General features: G+C 69.4%; 16 protein-coding genes and 3 tRNA genes. 8 read left to right on the forward strand and 11 right to left on the reverse strand.

From position 1 onward, the window contains the following. Nucleotides 1-763: 3-deoxy-8-phosphooctulonate synthase (gene kdsA, locus QZV94_RS01935; RefSeq protein ID WP_293676114.1), on the reverse strand; the 763-nt coding region annotated here is incomplete at its 3' end. Nucleotides 764-984: 221 nt separating this feature from the next. Here kdsA and QZV94_RS01940 point away from each other — a divergent pair. The 4 genes from QZV94_RS01940 (at nucleotide 985) to QZV94_RS01955 (ending at nucleotide 4,498) form a co-directional block, all read left to right on the forward strand. After that, a complete protein-coding gene (locus tag QZV94_RS01940) occupies nucleotides 985-2,100 on the forward strand; it encodes a class I SAM-dependent methyltransferase (RefSeq protein ID WP_367253729.1) in 1,116 nt (371 codons plus the stop codon). Between the two features lie 65 nt (nucleotides 2,101-2,165). After that, complete coding sequence (locus QZV94_RS01945) at nucleotides 2,166-3,164, forward strand: cysteine synthase A (RefSeq protein ID WP_293676130.1); 999 nt, start codon at nucleotides 2,166-2,168, stop codon at nucleotides 3,162-3,164. Further along, nucleotides 3,152-3,997 carry a 3-mercaptopyruvate sulfurtransferase gene (gene sseA / locus QZV94_RS01950; protein WP_293676115.1) on the forward strand — a complete coding sequence of 282 codons (846 nt, stop codon included), beginning with the start codon at nucleotides 3,152-3,154 and terminating at the stop codon, nucleotides 3,995-3,997. The genes QZV94_RS01945 and sseA overlap by 13 nt, the downstream gene beginning before the upstream one ends. A gap of 114 nt (nucleotides 3,998-4,111) precedes the next feature. After that, entirely contained in the window at nucleotides 4,112-4,498 is a 387-nt protein-coding gene (locus tag QZV94_RS01955) for a GNAT family N-acetyltransferase (RefSeq protein ID WP_293676116.1), read from the forward strand. On the opposite strand, the gene QZV94_RS01960 is transcribed toward QZV94_RS01955, so the two are convergent. After that, nucleotides 4,499-5,614 carry an amino acid ABC transporter substrate-binding protein gene (locus QZV94_RS01960; protein WP_293676117.1) on the reverse strand — a complete coding sequence of 372 codons (1,116 nt, stop codon included), beginning with the start codon at nucleotides 5,612-5,614 and terminating at the stop codon, nucleotides 4,499-4,501. Between the two features lie 96 nt (nucleotides 5,615-5,710). Between QZV94_RS01960 and metC the strand changes: the two genes are divergently transcribed. From metC to QZV94_RS01975, 3 genes are read left to right on the forward strand one after another with little or no spacing between them, the layout of a single operon-like run. After that, entirely contained in the window at nucleotides 5,711-6,874 is a 1,164-nt protein-coding gene (gene metC / locus QZV94_RS01965) for a cystathionine beta-lyase (RefSeq protein WP_293676118.1), read from the forward strand. A 57-nt stretch (nucleotides 6,875-6,931) separates the two neighbouring features. After that, nucleotides 6,932-7,918 (forward strand): SDR family oxidoreductase, encoded by a 987-nt coding sequence (locus tag QZV94_RS01970; RefSeq protein ID WP_293676119.1) that lies wholly within the window; start codon nucleotides 6,932-6,934, stop codon nucleotides 7,916-7,918. A 15-nt stretch (nucleotides 7,919-7,933) separates the two neighbouring features. Continuing rightward, a complete protein-coding gene (locus QZV94_RS01975) occupies nucleotides 7,934-8,788 on the forward strand; it encodes a kinase (RefSeq protein WP_293676120.1) in 855 nt (284 codons plus the stop codon). Here the strand turns inward: QZV94_RS01975 and QZV94_RS01980 are convergent. The 9 genes from QZV94_RS01980 to recJ form a co-directional block, all read right to left on the reverse strand. Next, nucleotides 8,785-9,555 (reverse strand): pseudouridine synthase, encoded by a 771-nt coding sequence (locus QZV94_RS01980; protein WP_293676121.1) that lies wholly within the window; start codon nucleotides 9,553-9,555, stop codon nucleotides 8,785-8,787. The genes QZV94_RS01975 and QZV94_RS01980 overlap by 4 nt on opposite strands. 17 nt (nucleotides 9,556-9,572) lie before the next feature. Continuing rightward, a tRNA-Arg gene (locus QZV94_RS01985) sits at nucleotides 9,573-9,649 on the reverse strand. Nucleotides 9,650-9,676: 27 nt separating this feature from the next. Next, a complete protein-coding gene (locus QZV94_RS01990) occupies nucleotides 9,677-9,985 on the reverse strand; it encodes an ETC complex I subunit (protein ID WP_293676122.1) in 309 nt (102 codons plus the stop codon). A gap of 29 nt (nucleotides 9,986-10,014) precedes the next feature. Continuing rightward, a tRNA-Pro gene (locus tag QZV94_RS01995) sits at nucleotides 10,015-10,091 on the reverse strand. A gap of 58 nt (nucleotides 10,092-10,149) precedes the next feature. Then, on the reverse strand, nucleotides 10,150-10,605 hold the full coding sequence (locus QZV94_RS02000; protein ID WP_293676123.1) for a PaaI family thioesterase: 456 nt from the start codon (nucleotides 10,603-10,605) through the stop codon (nucleotides 10,150-10,152). Further along, nucleotides 10,602-11,378, reverse strand: a complete 777-nt coding sequence (locus QZV94_RS02005) for a glutaminyl-peptide cyclotransferase (protein ID WP_293676124.1) — start codon at nucleotides 11,376-11,378, stop codon at nucleotides 10,602-10,604. The genes QZV94_RS02000 and QZV94_RS02005 overlap by 4 nt, the downstream gene beginning before the upstream one ends. 73 nt (nucleotides 11,379-11,451) lie before the next feature. Then, entirely contained in the window at nucleotides 11,452-12,030 is a 579-nt protein-coding gene (locus QZV94_RS02010; protein WP_293676125.1) for a cold-shock protein, read from the reverse strand. A 145-nt stretch (nucleotides 12,031-12,175) separates the two neighbouring features. Next, a tRNA-Glu gene (locus QZV94_RS02015) sits at nucleotides 12,176-12,250 on the reverse strand. Between the two features lie 283 nt (nucleotides 12,251-12,533). Beyond that, on the reverse strand, nucleotides 12,534-14,333 hold the full coding sequence (gene recJ, locus QZV94_RS02020; protein ID WP_293676126.1) for a single-stranded-DNA-specific exonuclease RecJ: 1,800 nt from the start codon (nucleotides 14,331-14,333) through the stop codon (nucleotides 12,534-12,536). Between the two features lie 105 nt (nucleotides 14,334-14,438). On the opposite strand from recJ, the gene QZV94_RS02025 reads away from it, so the two are divergent. Then, nucleotides 14,439-16,046, forward strand: coding sequence for an ankyrin repeat domain-containing protein (locus QZV94_RS02025; RefSeq protein WP_293676127.1), 1,608 nt, complete (start codon nucleotides 14,439-14,441; stop codon nucleotides 16,044-16,046). Nucleotides 16,047-16,155: the final 109 nt, after the last annotated feature.

Here is a 16,155-nt window from a genome sequence, read left to right on the forward strand (position 1 = left end):
TGGCCTGGTCCGGCTCGGGGTGGAATTCCAGGAACACCCCGTCGGCGCCCGCCGCCACCGCCGCCCGCGCAATCACCGGCACGCCGCTCCGCCGGCCGCCGGTGGACGCGCCGTTCGCGCCCACGACCGCCCCCGGCAACTGCACCGCATGGGTGGCGTCGATGGTCACCGGGGCGCCCAGCTCCTGCATCACCGCGATGCCCAGCATGTCGACCACCAGGTTGTTGTAGCCGAACGAAGCGCCGCGCTCGCAAAGAATCGTCCGGTCCTCGGCGATGGCTTCCTTGATCTTGTCCAGGATATTTCGGCAGTCGCCGGGCGCCAGGAACTGGCCTTTCTTGACGTGCAGCAGGCCGCCGGCGGCCTGAGTCGCCTTCGCCGTGGCGACCACCAGGTCGGTCTGGCGGCACAGGAACGCCGGGATCTGCACCAGGTCGGCCACCGCGGCCACCGGCTCGGCCTGGGCGATCTCGTGCAGATCGGTGCAGATCGGCACGTTCAGCTCGCCCTTCACCCGTTCCAGCATCGCCAGTCCCGCCTGCATCCCTGGCCCGCGGTAGCTCATGATCGACGAACGGTTGGCCTTGTCGAAGCTGGCCTTGAACACGAATGGCAGGCCGAGGTCCGCGGCAATGCCCTGCAAGTGGCGCCCCACCTCCAGCGCCAGCCCCAGGTCCTCCAGCACGTTCAGGCCGGCGATGACCACCAGCGGCTTGCCCGTGCCGATGGCAAGTTTCCAGCGATCGAGGGAGAGGACAGCCATGATGCTCCTAATTGGGCGTGGGGCGCCTCTTAGCCCTCTTGCCGCCCGTATCTTGATCCGTCAAATGGCGCCGGGCAGACCGAACGGTGCTATGGTCCTGGCCCGGGTCCGGGGGAAAGCGTTTGAAGAGCATGGGCGCCCATACGCCAGACCTAAGCGGCACACCGTTGCCGTTTCGGACCGGCGCCAAGTCGATGATTCAGAACTGGAGCATCGGCGCCATGACCTTCGTGCTCCCCGACGGCCGCGAGATCCGCCTGGAGGGCCTTGAAGCCGGCCCCGAAGGTCGCCTGCTGGTCCACGACTACAACTTCATCAAACGCACATTCGCCACCGGCACCATCGGCTTCGGTGAAGGCTACATGGCCGGCGAGTGGGACACGCCCAACCTGTCGCTGCTGCTGCAGGTGCTGGCCGCCAACTTCGCCCGCTTCGAGCGGGTGGCGTTCGGCAACCCGTGCATGACCCTGGTCAACCTGATCCACCATGCGCTGCGCAACAACAGCCGCCTGGGGTCGAAGAAGAACATCCACGCCCACTACGACCTCGGCAACGCGTTCTATTCCCGCTGGCTGGACCCGACGATGACCTACTCGGCGGCCATCTATGAGAAGCCGGGCGAGCTGCTGGCCGAGGCCCAGAACCGCAAGTACCAGACGCTATGCCAGGGCATGGCGCTGCACCCCGACCACCACGTGCTGGAGATCGGCTGCGGCTGGGGCGGCTTCGCGGAGTTCGCCGCCAAGGAGGTGGGCGCCAAGGTCACCGCCATCACCATCTCCGAGGAACAGTTCAAGTTCGCCAAGGAGCGGATGTTCAAGGAGGGCCTGAACGAGCGGGCCGACATCCGCCTGATCGACTACCGCGACGTCGACGGTCAGTTCGACCGCGTCGCCTCCATCGAGATGTTCGAGGCCGTGGGCGAGAAATACTGGCCCACCTATTTCGACAAGGTCCGCCAGAGCCTGCCCTACGGCGGCGTCGCCGGCCTGCAGATCATCACCATCCGCGACGAGCTGTTCGACCACTACCGCCGCACGCCGGACTTCATCCAGAAGTACATCTTCCCGGGTGGGATGCTGCCTTCCGAGCAGCGGCTGAAGGCCGAGACCGACCGGGCGGGGCTGTCGTGGGCGGGAATCAGCCGGTTCGGCCAGAACTACGCCGATACCCTGGCCGAGTGGGGCCAGCGCTTCGACGCTGCCTGGGACGAGATCGCCCACCTCGGCTTCGACGAGCGCTTCCGCAAGCTCTGGCGCTTCTACCTGAGCTACTGCGAGGCCGGCTTCCGCACCGAGCGGACCGACGTCGTCCAGCTCAACTTGGCCAAGGCTTGACCTGAACCCCCTGTTCGGCGCGTCGCGGCTTCCTTAAGTAGGCGGCCATGCAGATCGCCCACCCTATGATTTCAGGCAGCGTTCTCGACGCGATCGGGAACACCCCGCTCATCCGCCTGAACCGCGCCAGCGAGATGACCGGCTGCGAGATCCTGGCCAAGGCCGAGTTCATGAACCCCGGCCAGTCGGTCAAGGACCGCGCCGCCCTCTACATCGTCCGCGACGCCGAGAGGCGGGGCCTGCTGCGCCCCGGCGGCCGCATCGTCGAAGGCACGGCAGGCAACACCGGCATCGGGCTGGCCATGGTCGGCAGGGCGCTCGGCTATCGCGCCACCATCGTCATCCCGCGCACCCAGAGTCAGGAGAAGAAGGACGCCATCCGCCTCTACGGGGCGGAGCTGGTGGAGGTGGATGCCGTTCCCTACTCCAACGAGATGAATTACGTGAAGTATTCTGGACGTTTGGCGGCGGAACTTGACGTGAAGGAGCCGGCTGGCGCGGTCTGGGCCAACCAGTTCGACAACGTCGCCAATCGCGAGGCCCACGTCGTGGGCACCGGCCCGGAGATCTGGCGCCAGACCGGCGGCAAGGTCGATGGCTTCGTCAGCGCCGTGGGCACCGGGGGCACGCTGGCGGGCTGCGCGCTGGCGCTGCGGGAGCGGAACGCCGACGTCAAGATCGGCCTCGCCGACCCGCACGGCGCGGCGCTCTACAGCTTCTACACCAGCGGCGAACTGCGCGCGGAGGGAACCTCGATCAGCGAGGGCATCGGCCAGGGCCGCATCACCGCCAACCTCGAGGGGCTCACGGTCGACTACGCCTACCGCATCTCCGACGAGGAGATGCTGCTCGCCATCTACGACCTGATGGCGTTCGAGGGTCTGGTGATGGGTGGCTCCACGGGGGTCAACGTGGCCGGCGCGATCCGTATGGCGAAGGACATGGGTCCCGGCCACACGATCGTGACCCTCCTCTGCGACCACGGACAACGCTATCAGTCGAAGGTCTTCAACCCCGCCTTCCTGCGGGAAAAGGGCCTGCCGGTTCCACCATGGCTGGATTGATCGATCCGCTCGTCACCACGGCCTGGCTGGCAGAGCATCTCGGCGACGTGGACGTCCGCGTGGTCGACGCCACCCTGCCCCTGGTCGGCCAGCCCGGCCGCGGCCGCGACAGCTACGACGCCGGCCATATCCTCGGCGCGGTGTTCTTCGACATCAACGCCATCGCCGACCCCGACACCGACCTGCCTCACATGCTGCCCCTGCCAGCGCCTTTCGCGCAGGCGGCCGGCGCCCTGGGCCTCGACCGCAAGGCGACGATCGTCGTCTACGACGCCCACGGCATTTACTCGGCGCCCCGCGTCTGGTGGACGCTGCGGGTCATGGCCTACCCGCGCGTCTTCGTGCTCGACGGGGGCCTCAAGGCCTGGCGCGCCGAGGGCCGTCCGCTGGAGACCGCCGAGATTGCGCCGAAGCCCGTCGAGGTGGAGCCGGCTTTCGACTGGCGGCTGGTGGCCGACCTGGGCCATGTCGGCGACGTGCTCGCGAACGGTCACGCCGAGGTCGTCGACGCCCGGTCCGCCGCCCGCTTCACCGGCGAGGCGCCGGAGCCCCGCGCCACCCTGCGCTCCGGCCACATGCCTGGCGCGCTGAACCTGCCCTTCAACCTGGTGGTCAATAACGACGGCACGCTGAAGCCCGTCGCCGAACTCAAGGCCGCCTTCGCCCACGTCGACCTGCACAAGCCCATCGTCACCACCTGCGGCTCCGGCGTCACCGCCTCGGTTCTGGCGCTGGCGCTGGCCAGGCTGGGTCGTTTCGACGTGGCGGTCTATGACGGGTCCTGGACGGAATGGGGCGGCCGCCCCGACACCGCCGTCGTCACCGGAGCCTGACCCATAGAGATCCGCACTGCCCGCTACGAAGAGCTCGCAGAGCTGCCGGCCATCGAACGCTCCGCCGCGGAGACGTTCCGCGGGTCGTCGGAGCACGATATTGCCGAGGACGGCGTGAGCCCCGTCGAGTTCTACATCCCCTTCCAGAGCGACGGCCTGGTGCTGGTCGCGGAGGCCAATGGCGTGCTCGCCGGCTTCTCGGCCTGTCAGGCATGCGCCGACGCCTTGCATCTGTGGGAGTTGGCCGTCCGACACGACGCCCAGGGCCAGGGCATCGGCAGGGGCCTCGTCGCAGCCACCTTCGCCCTGGCGCGCGCCCGCGACCTGCCGGCGGTCACGCTCAGCACCTTCCGCGAGATTCCGTGGAACGCGCCCTTCTACGCCCGGATGGGTTTTCGCGAGCTGACCGAGCTGAACCCGCGCCTTGGCGTCATCCATCTGCGCGAGGAGCTGTTGGGACTGCCCGTTGCGCGGCGGGTGTTCATGCGGGCCGAGGTCTAGTCACCGCATCGGCGGCGCGTACATCAGGCCGGGCCGCGGGGCGTTCCACAGCGCGTTCAGGCCGCGGTCCAGCTGCAGCGCGGAGTCCGCCCCCAGGTCGCGGCGGAAGATCTCGTGATAGGCGCCGACCTGGCGGATCACCTGGTAGGCCCAGTCCGACTTCAGCCCCAGCAAGGCGCCCAGGTTCCCTTCCAGTCCCAGCAGGCGGCGGGTTTCCGGGTCGGTCGCGGTCTCGCGCGCCTGCTCCACAGTGCGTGACGTCAGGCCCAACTCCTCGGCCAGCAGCTCGGCGTAGACGGTCCACCGGACGATCTCGGCCCAGGTCGGGTCGCCCTGCCGCACGACCGGTCCCAACGGTTCCTTGGAAATCACCTGGGGCAGGATCACGTGGGCGTTCGGATTGCTCATCAGGGAGCGGGAGGCCGCCAGCGCAGAGATGTCGGCGGTGAACGCATCGCAGCTTTCGCCCTCGTAGAGCTGACGCGCCTGGGCTTCGCCCGTGGCCATCACCGCCCGGTACTTCATCCCGCGCACCCGGAACCAATCGGCCAGGTTGCCGGCGCTGGCCGTGTCCTCCTGCGCGCAGATCCGCGCGCCACCCAGCTCCTCGGCGCTCCCGAGGCCTAGCGCGCGGCGGACCAGGAAGCCCTGCCCGTCATGGTACGTGATCACCGGGAACGTCAGCCCCAGCCCCGCCGCTCGCGCGAAGGTCAGCGAGGTGTTCCGCGACAGGATGTCGATCTGGCCCTTCTGGAGCGCGCCGAACCGGTCCTGGGCGTCGATCACGACGTATTTGACTTTGTCTGCGTCCCCGAGCGTCGCCGCCGCGACAGCCCGGCAGACGTCCACGTCGAACCCACGCCAGGCGCCGCGCGCATCCGGCAGGGCGAAACCGGGCAGGCCGGGATGCACACCGCAGATCAAGCGGCCCCGCTTGATCACCGCGTCGAGCGTGGGACTCTTGGCCGGCTTGTAGCCGGGGTCGGTGGCCGTGACCTTGCGCTCCGGAACCGGTGACGGCGCGACGGCCGCCGGCGCCTGGTCGGCGGGTTTCGGCTGCGTGCAGGCGCTCAGGAGGGCGGCGACAATCCCCAATCCCGCCAGCGCGCGGCGCATTACTGCTCCTTGAAACCGAAAGGGCCTTGGGGCTCTAACAGGCTTGGCACTTTCGCCAGCGTCGCCTGAGCCCGCAACCCCGCATGTCATCCGCCGATGTCTGACGAGACCCGCCTGATCCACGCCGGCAAGCTCAAGGGCGATCTGGCCCGGACTGTCGGGCCGCCGATCCAGAAGGGGTCGACCGTCCTGCTGCCCAACGCCGAAGCCCTCTACGACGACGCCAACTACCTCACCTACGGGCGCGCGGGCCTCTCGGCGCAGGCCGCTCTGCAGGAGGCGCTGGCGACCCTGGAGGGGGCCGTGGGGGTCTCGCTCTACCCCTCGGGCATCGCGGCCATCTCCGGGCCGCTGCTGGCCTGCCTGAAGGCCGGCGACGAGCTGATGGTCGTGGACAACTGCTACAAGCCCGTGCGCCGCTTCTGCGACAGCGTGCTGCAGCGTTTCGGCGTCACGGTGACCTACTTCGATCCGCACATGCCACCTGAGGCCCTGGTTGGGGGGGCCTCCGAGGCGGTGCGGATGATCCTGATGGAAAGTCCGGGCTCGCTCTCCTTCGAGATGCAGGACGCGCCCAGGATCGCCGAGCTCGCGCGGGCCCGGGGGATCCTCACCGCCTGCGACAACACCTGGGCTGCTGGCCTGCTGTTCCGGCCTCTGGACCACGGCGTCGACCTCTCGATACAGGCCCTGACCAAGTATGTCGGCGGCCATTCCGACGTGTTCATGGGCTCCTGCGCCGCCCGCGACCCGACCCTCGTGCGGCGGCTGGCCGACGGTGTCCACCACATGGGATGGGCGGTCTCCGGCGAGGACGCCTACGACATGCTGCGGGGCCTGCGCACCCTGCCCTTGCGGATGGCGCGCCAGGGCCAGGCCGGCCTGGAGATCGCCGAGTGGTTGCGCGGGCAGGATGAGGTGGCGGCGCTTTTCCACCCCGCCCTGCCCAGCTGTCCCGACCACGAGCTGTGGCAGCGGGACTACAAGGGCGCCTGCGGCCTGTTCGGCTTTGCGCTCAGGCCCGCGCCTCAAGCCGCGGTCAACGCGTTCCTGGACGCCCTGAAGGTGTTCGGACTGGGCTTCTCCTGGGGTGGCTTCGAAAGCCTGGCGATCTGGTGCGATCCGCAGCTGAAGGTCCGGAAGTTCGCCAAGGACTACGGCGGCCCGCTTATCCGCCTGCACATCGGTCTGGAGGACCCCGCGGACCTGATCGCCGACCTGCGCGCCGGCCTCGACGCCTACGCCCAACTCACGACCTGAACGGGAACCACGCCGCCGGCCCAACGCTTGCCAGCCCAGCAGCAGAGGGGATCGGCCATGGCCAACGCACAACCGGGCTTCGAGCAGAAGGCCAAGAAGACCGCCAGGGAGGAGCGCGCCATCCAGGCCCGGGTGGAAGCCAAGGAGAAGCGCTCGTTCCAGAGCGAGGACGAACCCCAGCCGCAAACCGGCGCGCGGCCATATCCAACGCCGCCCCTGCCCACCAAGCACCTGAAGAAGCCCGGCAAGGAAGCCGACCTCACCCTGCAACCCATGTGGGATGCGCCCTTCTACAAGGGCTCCGGCAAGCTGCAGGACAAGGTGGCCCTGATCACCGGCGCCGACTCCGGCATCGGCCGCGCCGTGGCGGTGCTGTTCGCCCGCGAGGGTTGCGACATCGCCATCGCCTATCTCGAGGAGGGCGAGGACGCCCAGATCACCAAGCGCGCCGTCGAGAAGGAGGGCCGCCGCGCCATCCTAGTCCCCGGCGATGTCGCCGATCCCAGGTATGCGGAAGCCGCGGTCGCCAAGACGGTGAAGGCGCTCGGCGCCCTCGATATCCTGGTCAACAACGCAGCCTTCCAGGAACACACCGACGCCATCGAGGATCTCTCCTACGAGCACTTCGACCGCACCCTGAAGACCAACCTCTACGGCTATTTCAACATAGCCAAGGCGGCGGTCCCCCACCTCAAGGCGGGCTCGGCCATCGTCAACACCGGCTCGGTCACCGGCATCGAGGGCTCCAAGGCGCTCATCGACTATTCGATGACCAAGGGCGGCATCCACGCCTTCACCCGCGCCCTGTCCGGCTCGCTGATCAAGAAGGGCATCCGGGTGAACGCGGTGGCCCCGGGCCCGGTCTGGACGCCCCTCAATCCCGCCGACAAGGCCGGGAAGGACCTGGCCGAGTTCGGCGCGAAGACGCCGATGAAACGTCCCGCCCAGCCGGAGGAGATCGCGCCGGCCTTCGTCTTCCTGGCCTCGCCACAGACCTCCAGCTACATCACCGGCGAGATCCTGCCGATCACCGGCGGGTACTGACGCGGACGGGGGCTATTGGACGACTGGGCGACGGATTTCCTCGCCGAGGAGCGGTTGCCGCAGAGCTTCCGGTTCACCCTCGACGAGGTCTGCGGACCCCTGGCCGACCGGGCCCTCGACTGGCGGACATCGTTCGGCCGCACGGCCGTCGTCGGCCTCTGCGGCGCCCAGGGCTCCGGCAAATCGACCATCGCCCGCGCCACCGTGAGGATCCTCGCGGAGGCCGGCCGCAAGGCCGTGGCGCTCTCCCTCGACGACTTCTACCTCAGCCGCGAGGCCCGCGGCTGGCTGGCCCGGAAGGTCCACCCCCTGCTGGCCGTGCGCGGCCCGCCCGGCACGCACGATGCGGCCCTGGCCTGCGCCGTCATCGACAACCTCGCCCGCGCCGGACAGACGCCGCTCCCGGCCTTCGACAAGGCTGCCGACGAGCGTAAGCCCAAAGCGGAGTGGGGCTCGGCCGATGGCCCTCTCGATGTGGTTATCCTCGAGGGCTGGTGCGTCGGGGCGCGACCCGAACCGGAGGCCCGGCTGGCTGCGCCCATCAACACGCTGGAGCGCCAGGACGACCCTGACGGCGTCTGGCGCAAATACGTCAACCGCCAGCTCGCCGAGCTCTACCAGGCCTTGTTCGCTCGCCTCGACCGCCTGGTCCTCTTGCAGGCCCCCGGTTTCGACGTCGTCCGCACCTGGCGCACCGAACAGGAAGCCAAGCTCCGCGCCCGCGCCGGCCCGGGCGCCGGGATGTCCGACACCGAGATCGCCGTCTTCATCCAGCACTACGAACGCCTGACTCGCTGGATCCTCGAGGAGATGCCGGCGCGCGCTGACTGGGTGATCCCGCTCGATTCCTACCGGATGCCCGGCCCCTAACGGGCCTGCGACGCCGCGATCATCGCCTCGCGCTCCGCCCCCGTCATCACCCTCCAGCGCCCCTCCGCCAGATCGTCCAGCGCCAGCGGCCCGATGCGCACGCGGAGCAGGTCCATCACCCGCAGTCCCACCCGCTCGCACATCCGCCGGATCTGCCGGTTGCGCCCTTCGTGCAGCACGAACCGCAGGGTCTGCCCCTCGATGACGTCGACCTGCGCGGGCTTCAGCTGACGCCCATCCAGCTCCAGCCCGTGGCGCAGCAGGTCCAGGGTCGGCGCGTCGATCCGTCCGGCGACGCGGACCACATATTCCTTGTCCAGCTCCGAGGCCGGCCCGATCACCGCCTTGGCCAGCACGCCGTCGTTGGAGAGGATCAGCAGCCCGTGGCTGTCGAGGTCCAGCCGGCCGAGCGGCGGCAGGCTCATCTGCACGTCGGGGATCGTCACGCTCTCGCCCACCAGCCGGGCGCGCGTCAGCAACCGCACCGCCGGCGTGTACCCCGGCTCCGGCTGGCCCGAGACCACCCCGGTGGGTTTGTTCAGCACCGCCGTGAACCCCTCCAGACGCCCCTGCGCCTTGTCTGTCAGCGTCAGCGTTTGCCCGGGCAGGATCTTGCGCCCGGCGTCATCGACCCGCTCGCCGTCGATGTAGATCAGCCCCTCCCCGATCAGGGCTTCGGCCTCGCGCCGCGAACACACCCCGCTCTGCGCCAGCCACCGGTTCACGCGCTGCGGCTCGGGTTCTTCGTAGGTGCGGGTCCAGGCCATTGCGGCTCCAGGAAAGGTGGCGCGCCCGGCAGGACTCGAACCTGCAACCACCCGCTTAGAAGGCGGGTGCTCTATCCGGTTGAGCTACGGGCGCCCGGATGGTCCCCAACCGTATAGGGGACTAGTGCGTCCAGGGCGTTCTTCGACCGAAGGCGAAGTTGTCGGCGTAGGCCTTGATGATCCGCTTCGCCGGCGCCGGGTCGATCAGCTGGAAGGCGATGCCGTGGGTCTCGGCGTAGCGGACGGCCTCGTCCTTGCTGGGGAACTCCAGTCTTACCTGGCTGGACTCCGTGTCGGCCGTCACCGTCCAGCCCATCAGCGGGTCCGAGCGGCGCGCATCCTTCGGCTCGAACTCCAGCACCCACTCGGCCATCCTGGCGCGGCCCGACTGCATGGCGTTTTTGGACGGACGGAAGATGCGCGCAAGCATGCTGGTCGAACCCTTCATATCCCACCGGCTGGTCGGGGCGGCGTGATTCGAACACGCGACCCTCTGCTCCCAAAGCAGATGCGCTACCAGGCTGCGCTACGCCCCGAGGACGCCGGCGGGCCGTCAATATGGGGGTTTCCGGGTTTCCGCAAACCCAAGCGGCGTCAGCGGGTGCGTTCCATCGTCTTGAATACCCCTGAGGCCCGCACAACGTCGATGCCGCGCACGTGCGCGCGGCCCTCGACGAAGGCCATGTCCTTGGTGGCCCGGGTCATCCGCGCCTCGCCGATCACCCAGTCGCCCTTGCGGGCCATGCGCAGGAAGTTGATCGACAGCTGGATGGTCACCGCGCCCTTGCCCGTGCCGCGCCCCGCCGCCCCGGCCAGCAGCCCGTCCATGAACGCCGACAGCATGCCGCCGTGCACGATGCCGACCGCGTTGGTGTGGTTGAGCGTGGCGTAGAAGGCCTGCTCGACCAGGTCGCCCTCGGGCGGCTTGTGGAAATAGGGCCCGTTGCGGGTCGAGAACGGCCCGCGGGTGTCGCTTTGCACGAACCCGGGGGGCGGTGGCGGGATCAACGCCCCGGCCTTCTCCTCGTCGACCGTCTCCTCGGTGCTCATGGCGGCGTTCTCGCGGGCAAAAGGGTGATCTCGTAGAGGCGCGGCCAGGTCTTGCCGGTGACGAACAGCCTATCCGTGGCCTTGTCGTAGGCTATGCCGTTCAGCACCGCGTCGGCGCCGCGACGGTTGCGGGCCTCCGGGAGGGCGCCGGCGTCGATCCAGCCCTTCACCGTCCCGGTCTTCGGGTCGATGCGGGCGATGAGGCTGGTCTGCCAGACGTTCGCCAGCACCTCGCCCTTCACCCATTCCAGCTCATTGAGGTTGCCGACGGGCTTGCCCTCCGCCGTCACCTGGATCTTCCGCAGGACCTTCAGCGTCCTCGGGTCCAGCACCCGCAGCACCGGGGTGCCGTCGCTCATGATCAGGTGGGTCCCGTTCTGCGTCAGCGCCCAGCCCTCGCCGGCATAGGACCAGCTCGACTTCATGGCCAGGGTCTTCAGGTCCCAGCGAAACCCCACCTGGTCGCGCCAGGTCAGGCTGATGATCTCATTGCCCCAGTTGACGATCCCCTCGCCGAACATCGATGGCGCGATGGCCTGGGACTGCAGCACGGCCCCGTCGCTGAGGCGCACCCGGCGGATGCTGGACTGGCCCACCAGGCCAGTGCTCTCGAACAGCGACCCATTCAGCCAGAACAAGCCCTGAGTGTAGGCGCGCGGGTCGTGCGGGTAGGCCGCCTTCACCTGCACCCCCTGCACCGGCAGCGCCGCCAGGACCGGCGCGGCCCAGGCGACGGCGGCGGCCATCAAGACAAGACGCAGTGATCGGAACAAGCCGCACTCCCGGAACAGTCGCCTATCCTTTGGGGGACACGTCCGGATCAGGCAAGTGTCGGCCCGCACGGCCTCAGGCGAGGTTCGCGGCCTCGATCTCGGCGACGACCAGGCCCTTCGGCCCCTCGGCGAACCGCACCATGACGCTGTCGCCCGGCTGGAGGTCCTCCATGCCCGCGCGCCGCAGGGTCTCGATGTGGACGAAGATGTCGCCGGGCTCGGCGTCTCGGACCACGAAACCGTAGCCCTTGGCGCGGTTGAACCACTTCACCGTGGCGCTTTCCAGCGGGCCCGTGGCGGCGATCGGCCGGCGCGCAGGCCGCGGCGGGAAGGCCCCTTCCGGCCGGCTTCGCGACGTGTCCGGGCGACGCTCAGACGGTGTGGCGGAACTCTCGTCCACCAGCACCACCTCGGCCACCTGCCAGCCCTTGGGCCGGCGCACCACGTCGCAGGTGATCAGCGAGCCTTCCAGGCAGCTCTCGCGCCCCGACGTGCGCAGGCTGGTGACGTGCAGCAGCACGTCCTTGAGGTCGGTCAGGCTGGGATCATCAGGCACGATGAAGCCATAGCCCTTGCCCGCGTCGAACCACTTGACGCGCCCCGAGATCCGCACAGGCGGCGGACCCTCCACGTGTTCGAACTCGTACCCCATTCCGCCCCTCGGCCCGCCATCCCCCGTCACAATTGTTTCAGGGCCGACTATAACACTGTTCTTGTAAGTTATGAGGCGTCAATGGGGATTCGCGAGCGCGAATTCTCGGCGCGTCAAGCGCGAACACCTGAAGGGGGAAGTCGCGTGGCAGTCCCTAGGGGAGTCGAACCCCTCTCTCCAGGTTGAAAACCTGGCGTCCTAACCGATAGACGAAGGGACCGCAGGACGCGAAGGCGCGGTCTATAGCGGCCCTCGTTTTGGAGCGCAAGCCGGGTCGGGCCGGGCATCGGGCCGCGAGTGACTCCGAGAGTCCGAGCGTGCCGCCGGCGCTGTCATTTTGAACCGCGAACGAACACAAACGGACGCGAACGCGCCGTGCCAGCGGAAGCTCTGCTCGCCTGAAACACCGACCTCGCAGCAAGGAGAAGGCAGGAGCTTGCCGTCCTCAACCGCGCGTTCGCGCCGTTTGCGTTTGTTCGCGGTTGAATCGAACGGCAGCGCACCTAGACCCGCCGGGGATCGGCGACGTCCTCGATCTCCAACTGCACCCCTTCGCGTCCTTGCCAGTCGTCGGGCTTGAGCTTCCCCACCACGTGCAAGCCGCCGCCTTCATTCAGCAGCGCGCGGCCCGCCTCGGTGTCGCCCACCCGCCAGGCGATGGCCTTCAACTTGCCACCGGACGCATCGGTCAGGGTGCAGCGCACGTGACCGCCTTTCAGCGCCATGGGCCGCTCGACGCGGACGTCGGCCGCGGCGAACAGGGGCTCGGGATTGCCCGGTCCGAAGGGGGCCAAGCGCTGGAAGTCGCTCCACAGCGCCCGGTCCGCGCCGCGTGCGGTGACCAGGGCGTCGATGTCCAGCCCGTCCTCGGCGGCCGCGACCGCCTGCTCGGCGGCCATGTGCTCGCATAGGAAAGCGCGCAGCTCGGGGATCGAGTCAGGCCGCACCGACAGGCCAGCGGCCATCGCATGCCCGCCGCCGGCCAGCAGCAACCCGGCCTCGTAGGCCCCCTGCACCGCCCGGCCCAGGTTCACGCCCGGCTGCGAGCGGCCCGAACCCTTGCCGACGTCGGCGGCACGGTCGACGCCGATCACGATCACCGGCTTGCGGTAGCGTTCGCGCAGACGGCCGGCCACGATCCCGATGACGCCGGGGTGCCAGCCGTCCTGCGCCACCACCAGACAGGGCGCGTCGACCTGGTTGCTCTCGCGCTCGATATGCCGGACGCAAGCCTCCTGGACCTCCGCCTCCACCTGCTTGCGCGAGGCGTTGAGCGCGTCCAGCTCCTCGGCCAGCGCCGCGGCCTCCGCCGGATCGTCCGTCGACAGCAGGCGCGCGCCCAGGTCCGAGCGTCCGATGCGCCCGCCGGCGTTGATTCGCGGCCCCAGGATGAAGCCAACGTGGAACACCGACGACGGCCCCTCAGCCTTCGCCACATCCATCAGGGCCTTCAGGCCCGGGTTCTTCCAGGCCGACATCACCTTCAGGCCCTGGGCCGCCAGCGCGCGGTTGAAACCGGTCAGCTCGGTGACGTCGCAGACCGCGCCCATGGCCGCCAGGTCCAGCCACGCCTTGATGTCGGGCTCGGCGGCGGCGTTGTACAGGCCGCGCCGCCGCGCCTCGCGATTCAGCGCCGCCAGCAGTACGAAGCTGACCCCCGCCGCCGCCAGATGCCCCTGGCCTGACGTGCAGTCCGGCCGGTTGGGGTTCACCAGCGCCGCCACGGCGGGAATCTCGCCCGGCCGCATCAGGTGGTGGTCGATCACCACGACCGGCAGCCCGATCTCCGCGGCGCAGACCAGGGCGTCGGTCGCCGCAGCCCCGCAGTCCACGGTGACGACCAGCTCCGCGCCCTCCGCCTGCAGATGCCGGAACGCCGCCGGCGACGGGCCATAGCCCTCGGTGATTCGGTCGGGGACGTAGATCGAGATCTCCAGACCCATCGCCCGGAACCAGCGCACGATCAGCGCCGCGGACGACGCCCCGTCGACGTCATAGTCGGCGAACACCACCACCCGGCGGCGCGCCGCGAGTGCGTCCACCAGGATCTCGGCCGCCCGGTCCATGTCTGCGAAGCTCGACGGGTTCGGGAACAGAGCCTTCAGGGTCGGATTGAGGAAATCGCCACAGTGCTCGGCGCTCACGCCCCGCGACGCCAGCGCCCGCGCCAGCAGCTCCGACAGCCCGTGCTCCAACTGGTGGCGGCGGGTGAGATCCGGACACGCCACGCGTTGCCGCCACAGCCGCCCGGACAGCGACCGCGTCACGCCAAGATAGCCGGGATAGACGCTTCCGTCGGCCATGTGCGCCGTCATCCCATGAAGCTGCGTCGAAATCGGTCGCATGGCCAGTATCGGCCCGCGCCAGGTGAGTCGCCACCGGCCATCCGCCGCAGCTAAGAAGGTCATATGCCCAGACCGCTGTCGCCGGAAAGCACCCTCGACACCCTCGAGACCGAAGCTCGCCGCCGCCTGCAGGCCATGCGCGTCGACGATCCCGCCGCCACCCTGCGCGCCGCCCGGCACGCCGTGGCGCTGGACTACGGCTTCACCGGCTGGACGGCGTTGAAGGACGCGCTGGCCGACATCGTGCTCGGCCGTCTGACCGACACCGAGCGGGTCAACATCGTCCTACGCGCGGCCTGGGAGGGCGACCCGGCGCCCGCGCGCCGGATCATCGCGCGGCATCCGGACGTGGCGAGGGCCAGCCTGCTGACCGCGGTGGTCTTGGGCGATCTGGAAGAGGTCCGCGGCCGCCTGGCGGAGGACCCGGCGCTCGCCGATGCGCGCGGCGGGCCGCTGAACTGGGAGCCCTTGCTCTACCTCGCCTACAGCCGCATCGATGCGGCGAATTCCGTCGCCGTCGCCACCGCACTGCTCGACGCCGGGGCGGATCCCAACGCCTGGTTCGACGATGGGTGGGGCAACCCCTTCAAGGCCATCACCGGCGTCATCGGCCAGGGCGAGCAAGGGCGGCCCACCCATCCGCAGGCTGAAGCACTGGTGCGTCTGCTGATCGACCGTGGCGCCGACCCCTTTGACACCCAGGCGCTCTACGACACATCGCTCGGCGCGGACGACACCACCTGGCTGGAGCTCCTGTACCGCGCGTCCGTGGCGCGAGGCGACAAGGCGCGCTGGCGAGCCTTGGGCCAGGGGCTGGGCGGTGACTTCGAAGTCTCGACCATCGACTACCTGCTGGGCAACGCGGTCACCCACGATCATCGCCGGCGGGTGATCTGGCTGGTCGCCAATGGCGCCGACCCCAACAGCGTCAACGCCTACAGCGGCCACCGTCATCACACCCAGGCGCTGCTGCTGGGCTTCACCGCCACGGCCGGCCTCCTGGCGCAGCGCGGGTCGCGGATCGACCAGCTGACCGGCCCCCTCGCCTTCCAGGTCGCTGCGATGCGCCGCGAGCGGGCCACGGTGCGGGCGATGGCGGAGGCGAATCCGGCGCTGCTCGCCAATCCCGCACCACTCCTCCAGGCGGCCGCCCAGGGCGAGGCCGAGGCGGTGGCGGCGCTGCTCGCCGCCGGCATGCCGCCCGACCTGGCGCTGCGCGACGGCCGCCGCGCCCTGCACAACGCCGCCAGCCGCGGCTCTGTCCCCACGGCGCGGCTGCTGGTCGAGGCCGGCGCCGACGTCGACGCCCGCGGCACACAGTACGACGCCACCCCGCTCGGCTTCGCCAGCCACTTCGGCCACGCCGAGATGGTCGCCTACCTGGCACCCCTCAGCCGCGACGTCTTCGCCCTTACCAAGGCCGGACTGCTCGCACGCCTTGAGGCCCTGCTGCAGGCGGAACCGGCACTGGCCAACGCGCGGCTCGGCAACGGCCGCACCGCCCTGTTCTCGCTCCCCGACGACGAAGACCTGGCTGCGCAGGCCGCCCGCCTCCTGCTCGCTCACGGTGCCGACCCCGCGCGGAAAGACAATACTGGCCTCATCCCCTCCCAGCTCGCCCGGCAGCGCGGCCTCGCTGAGGCGGCGGAGCTGCTGGGGAGCTCGGACTAGACGCGAACGCCAGGGGACCACCGCCAAAAAGTGACGCGGCGCTGACTGCGACCATTGGTCCAGAAACCGCGAGCTCGGTTCGTCGGGACCTTCCCTCACTCGCGTAAAC

The sequence above is a fragment of the uncultured Phenylobacterium sp. genome (genome assembly GCF_902826855.1).
Classification (GTDB): Bacteria; Pseudomonadota; Alphaproteobacteria; order Caulobacterales; family Caulobacteraceae; genus Phenylobacterium.

Excerpts from the sequence above, each read along its gene's own strand:
- QZV94_RS01940 (WP_367253729.1), top strand. The coding sequence starts at position 985 with ATGACCTTCGTGCTCCCCGACGGCCGCGAGATCCGCCTGGAGGGCCTT.
- QZV94_RS01945 (WP_293676130.1), top strand. The coding sequence starts at position 2,166 with ATGATTTCAGGCAGCGTTCTCGACGCGATCGGGAACACCCCGCTCATC.
- sseA (WP_293676115.1), top strand. The coding sequence starts at position 3,152 with ATGGCTGGATTGATCGATCCGCTCGTCACCACGGCCTGGCTGGCAGAG.
- QZV94_RS01960 (WP_293676117.1), bottom strand. The coding sequence starts at position 5,614 with ATGCGCCGCGCGCTGGCGGGATTGGGGATTGTCGCCGCCCTCCTGAGC.
- metC (WP_293676118.1), top strand. The coding sequence starts at position 5,711 with ATGTCTGACGAGACCCGCCTGATCCACGCCGGCAAGCTCAAGGGCGAT.
- QZV94_RS01970 (WP_293676119.1), top strand. The coding sequence starts at position 6,932 with ATGGCCAACGCACAACCGGGCTTCGAGCAGAAGGCCAAGAAGACCGCC.
- QZV94_RS01980 (WP_293676121.1), bottom strand. The coding sequence starts at position 9,555 with ATGGCCTGGACCCGCACCTACGAAGAACCCGAGCCGCAGCGCGTGAAC.
- QZV94_RS01990 (WP_293676122.1), bottom strand. The coding sequence starts at position 9,985 with ATGCTTGCGCGCATCTTCCGTCCGTCCAAAAACGCCATGCAGTCGGGC.
- QZV94_RS02000 (WP_293676123.1), bottom strand. The coding sequence starts at position 10,605 with ATGAGCACCGAGGAGACGGTCGACGAGGAGAAGGCCGGGGCGTTGATC.
- QZV94_RS02010 (WP_293676125.1), bottom strand. The coding sequence starts at position 12,030 with ATGGGGTACGAGTTCGAACACGTGGAGGGTCCGCCGCCTGTGCGGATC.
- recJ (WP_293676126.1), bottom strand. The coding sequence starts at position 14,333 with ATGGCCGACGGAAGCGTCTATCCCGGCTATCTTGGCGTGACGCGGTCG.
- QZV94_RS02025 (WP_293676127.1), top strand. The coding sequence starts at position 14,439 with ATGCCCAGACCGCTGTCGCCGGAAAGCACCCTCGACACCCTCGAGACC.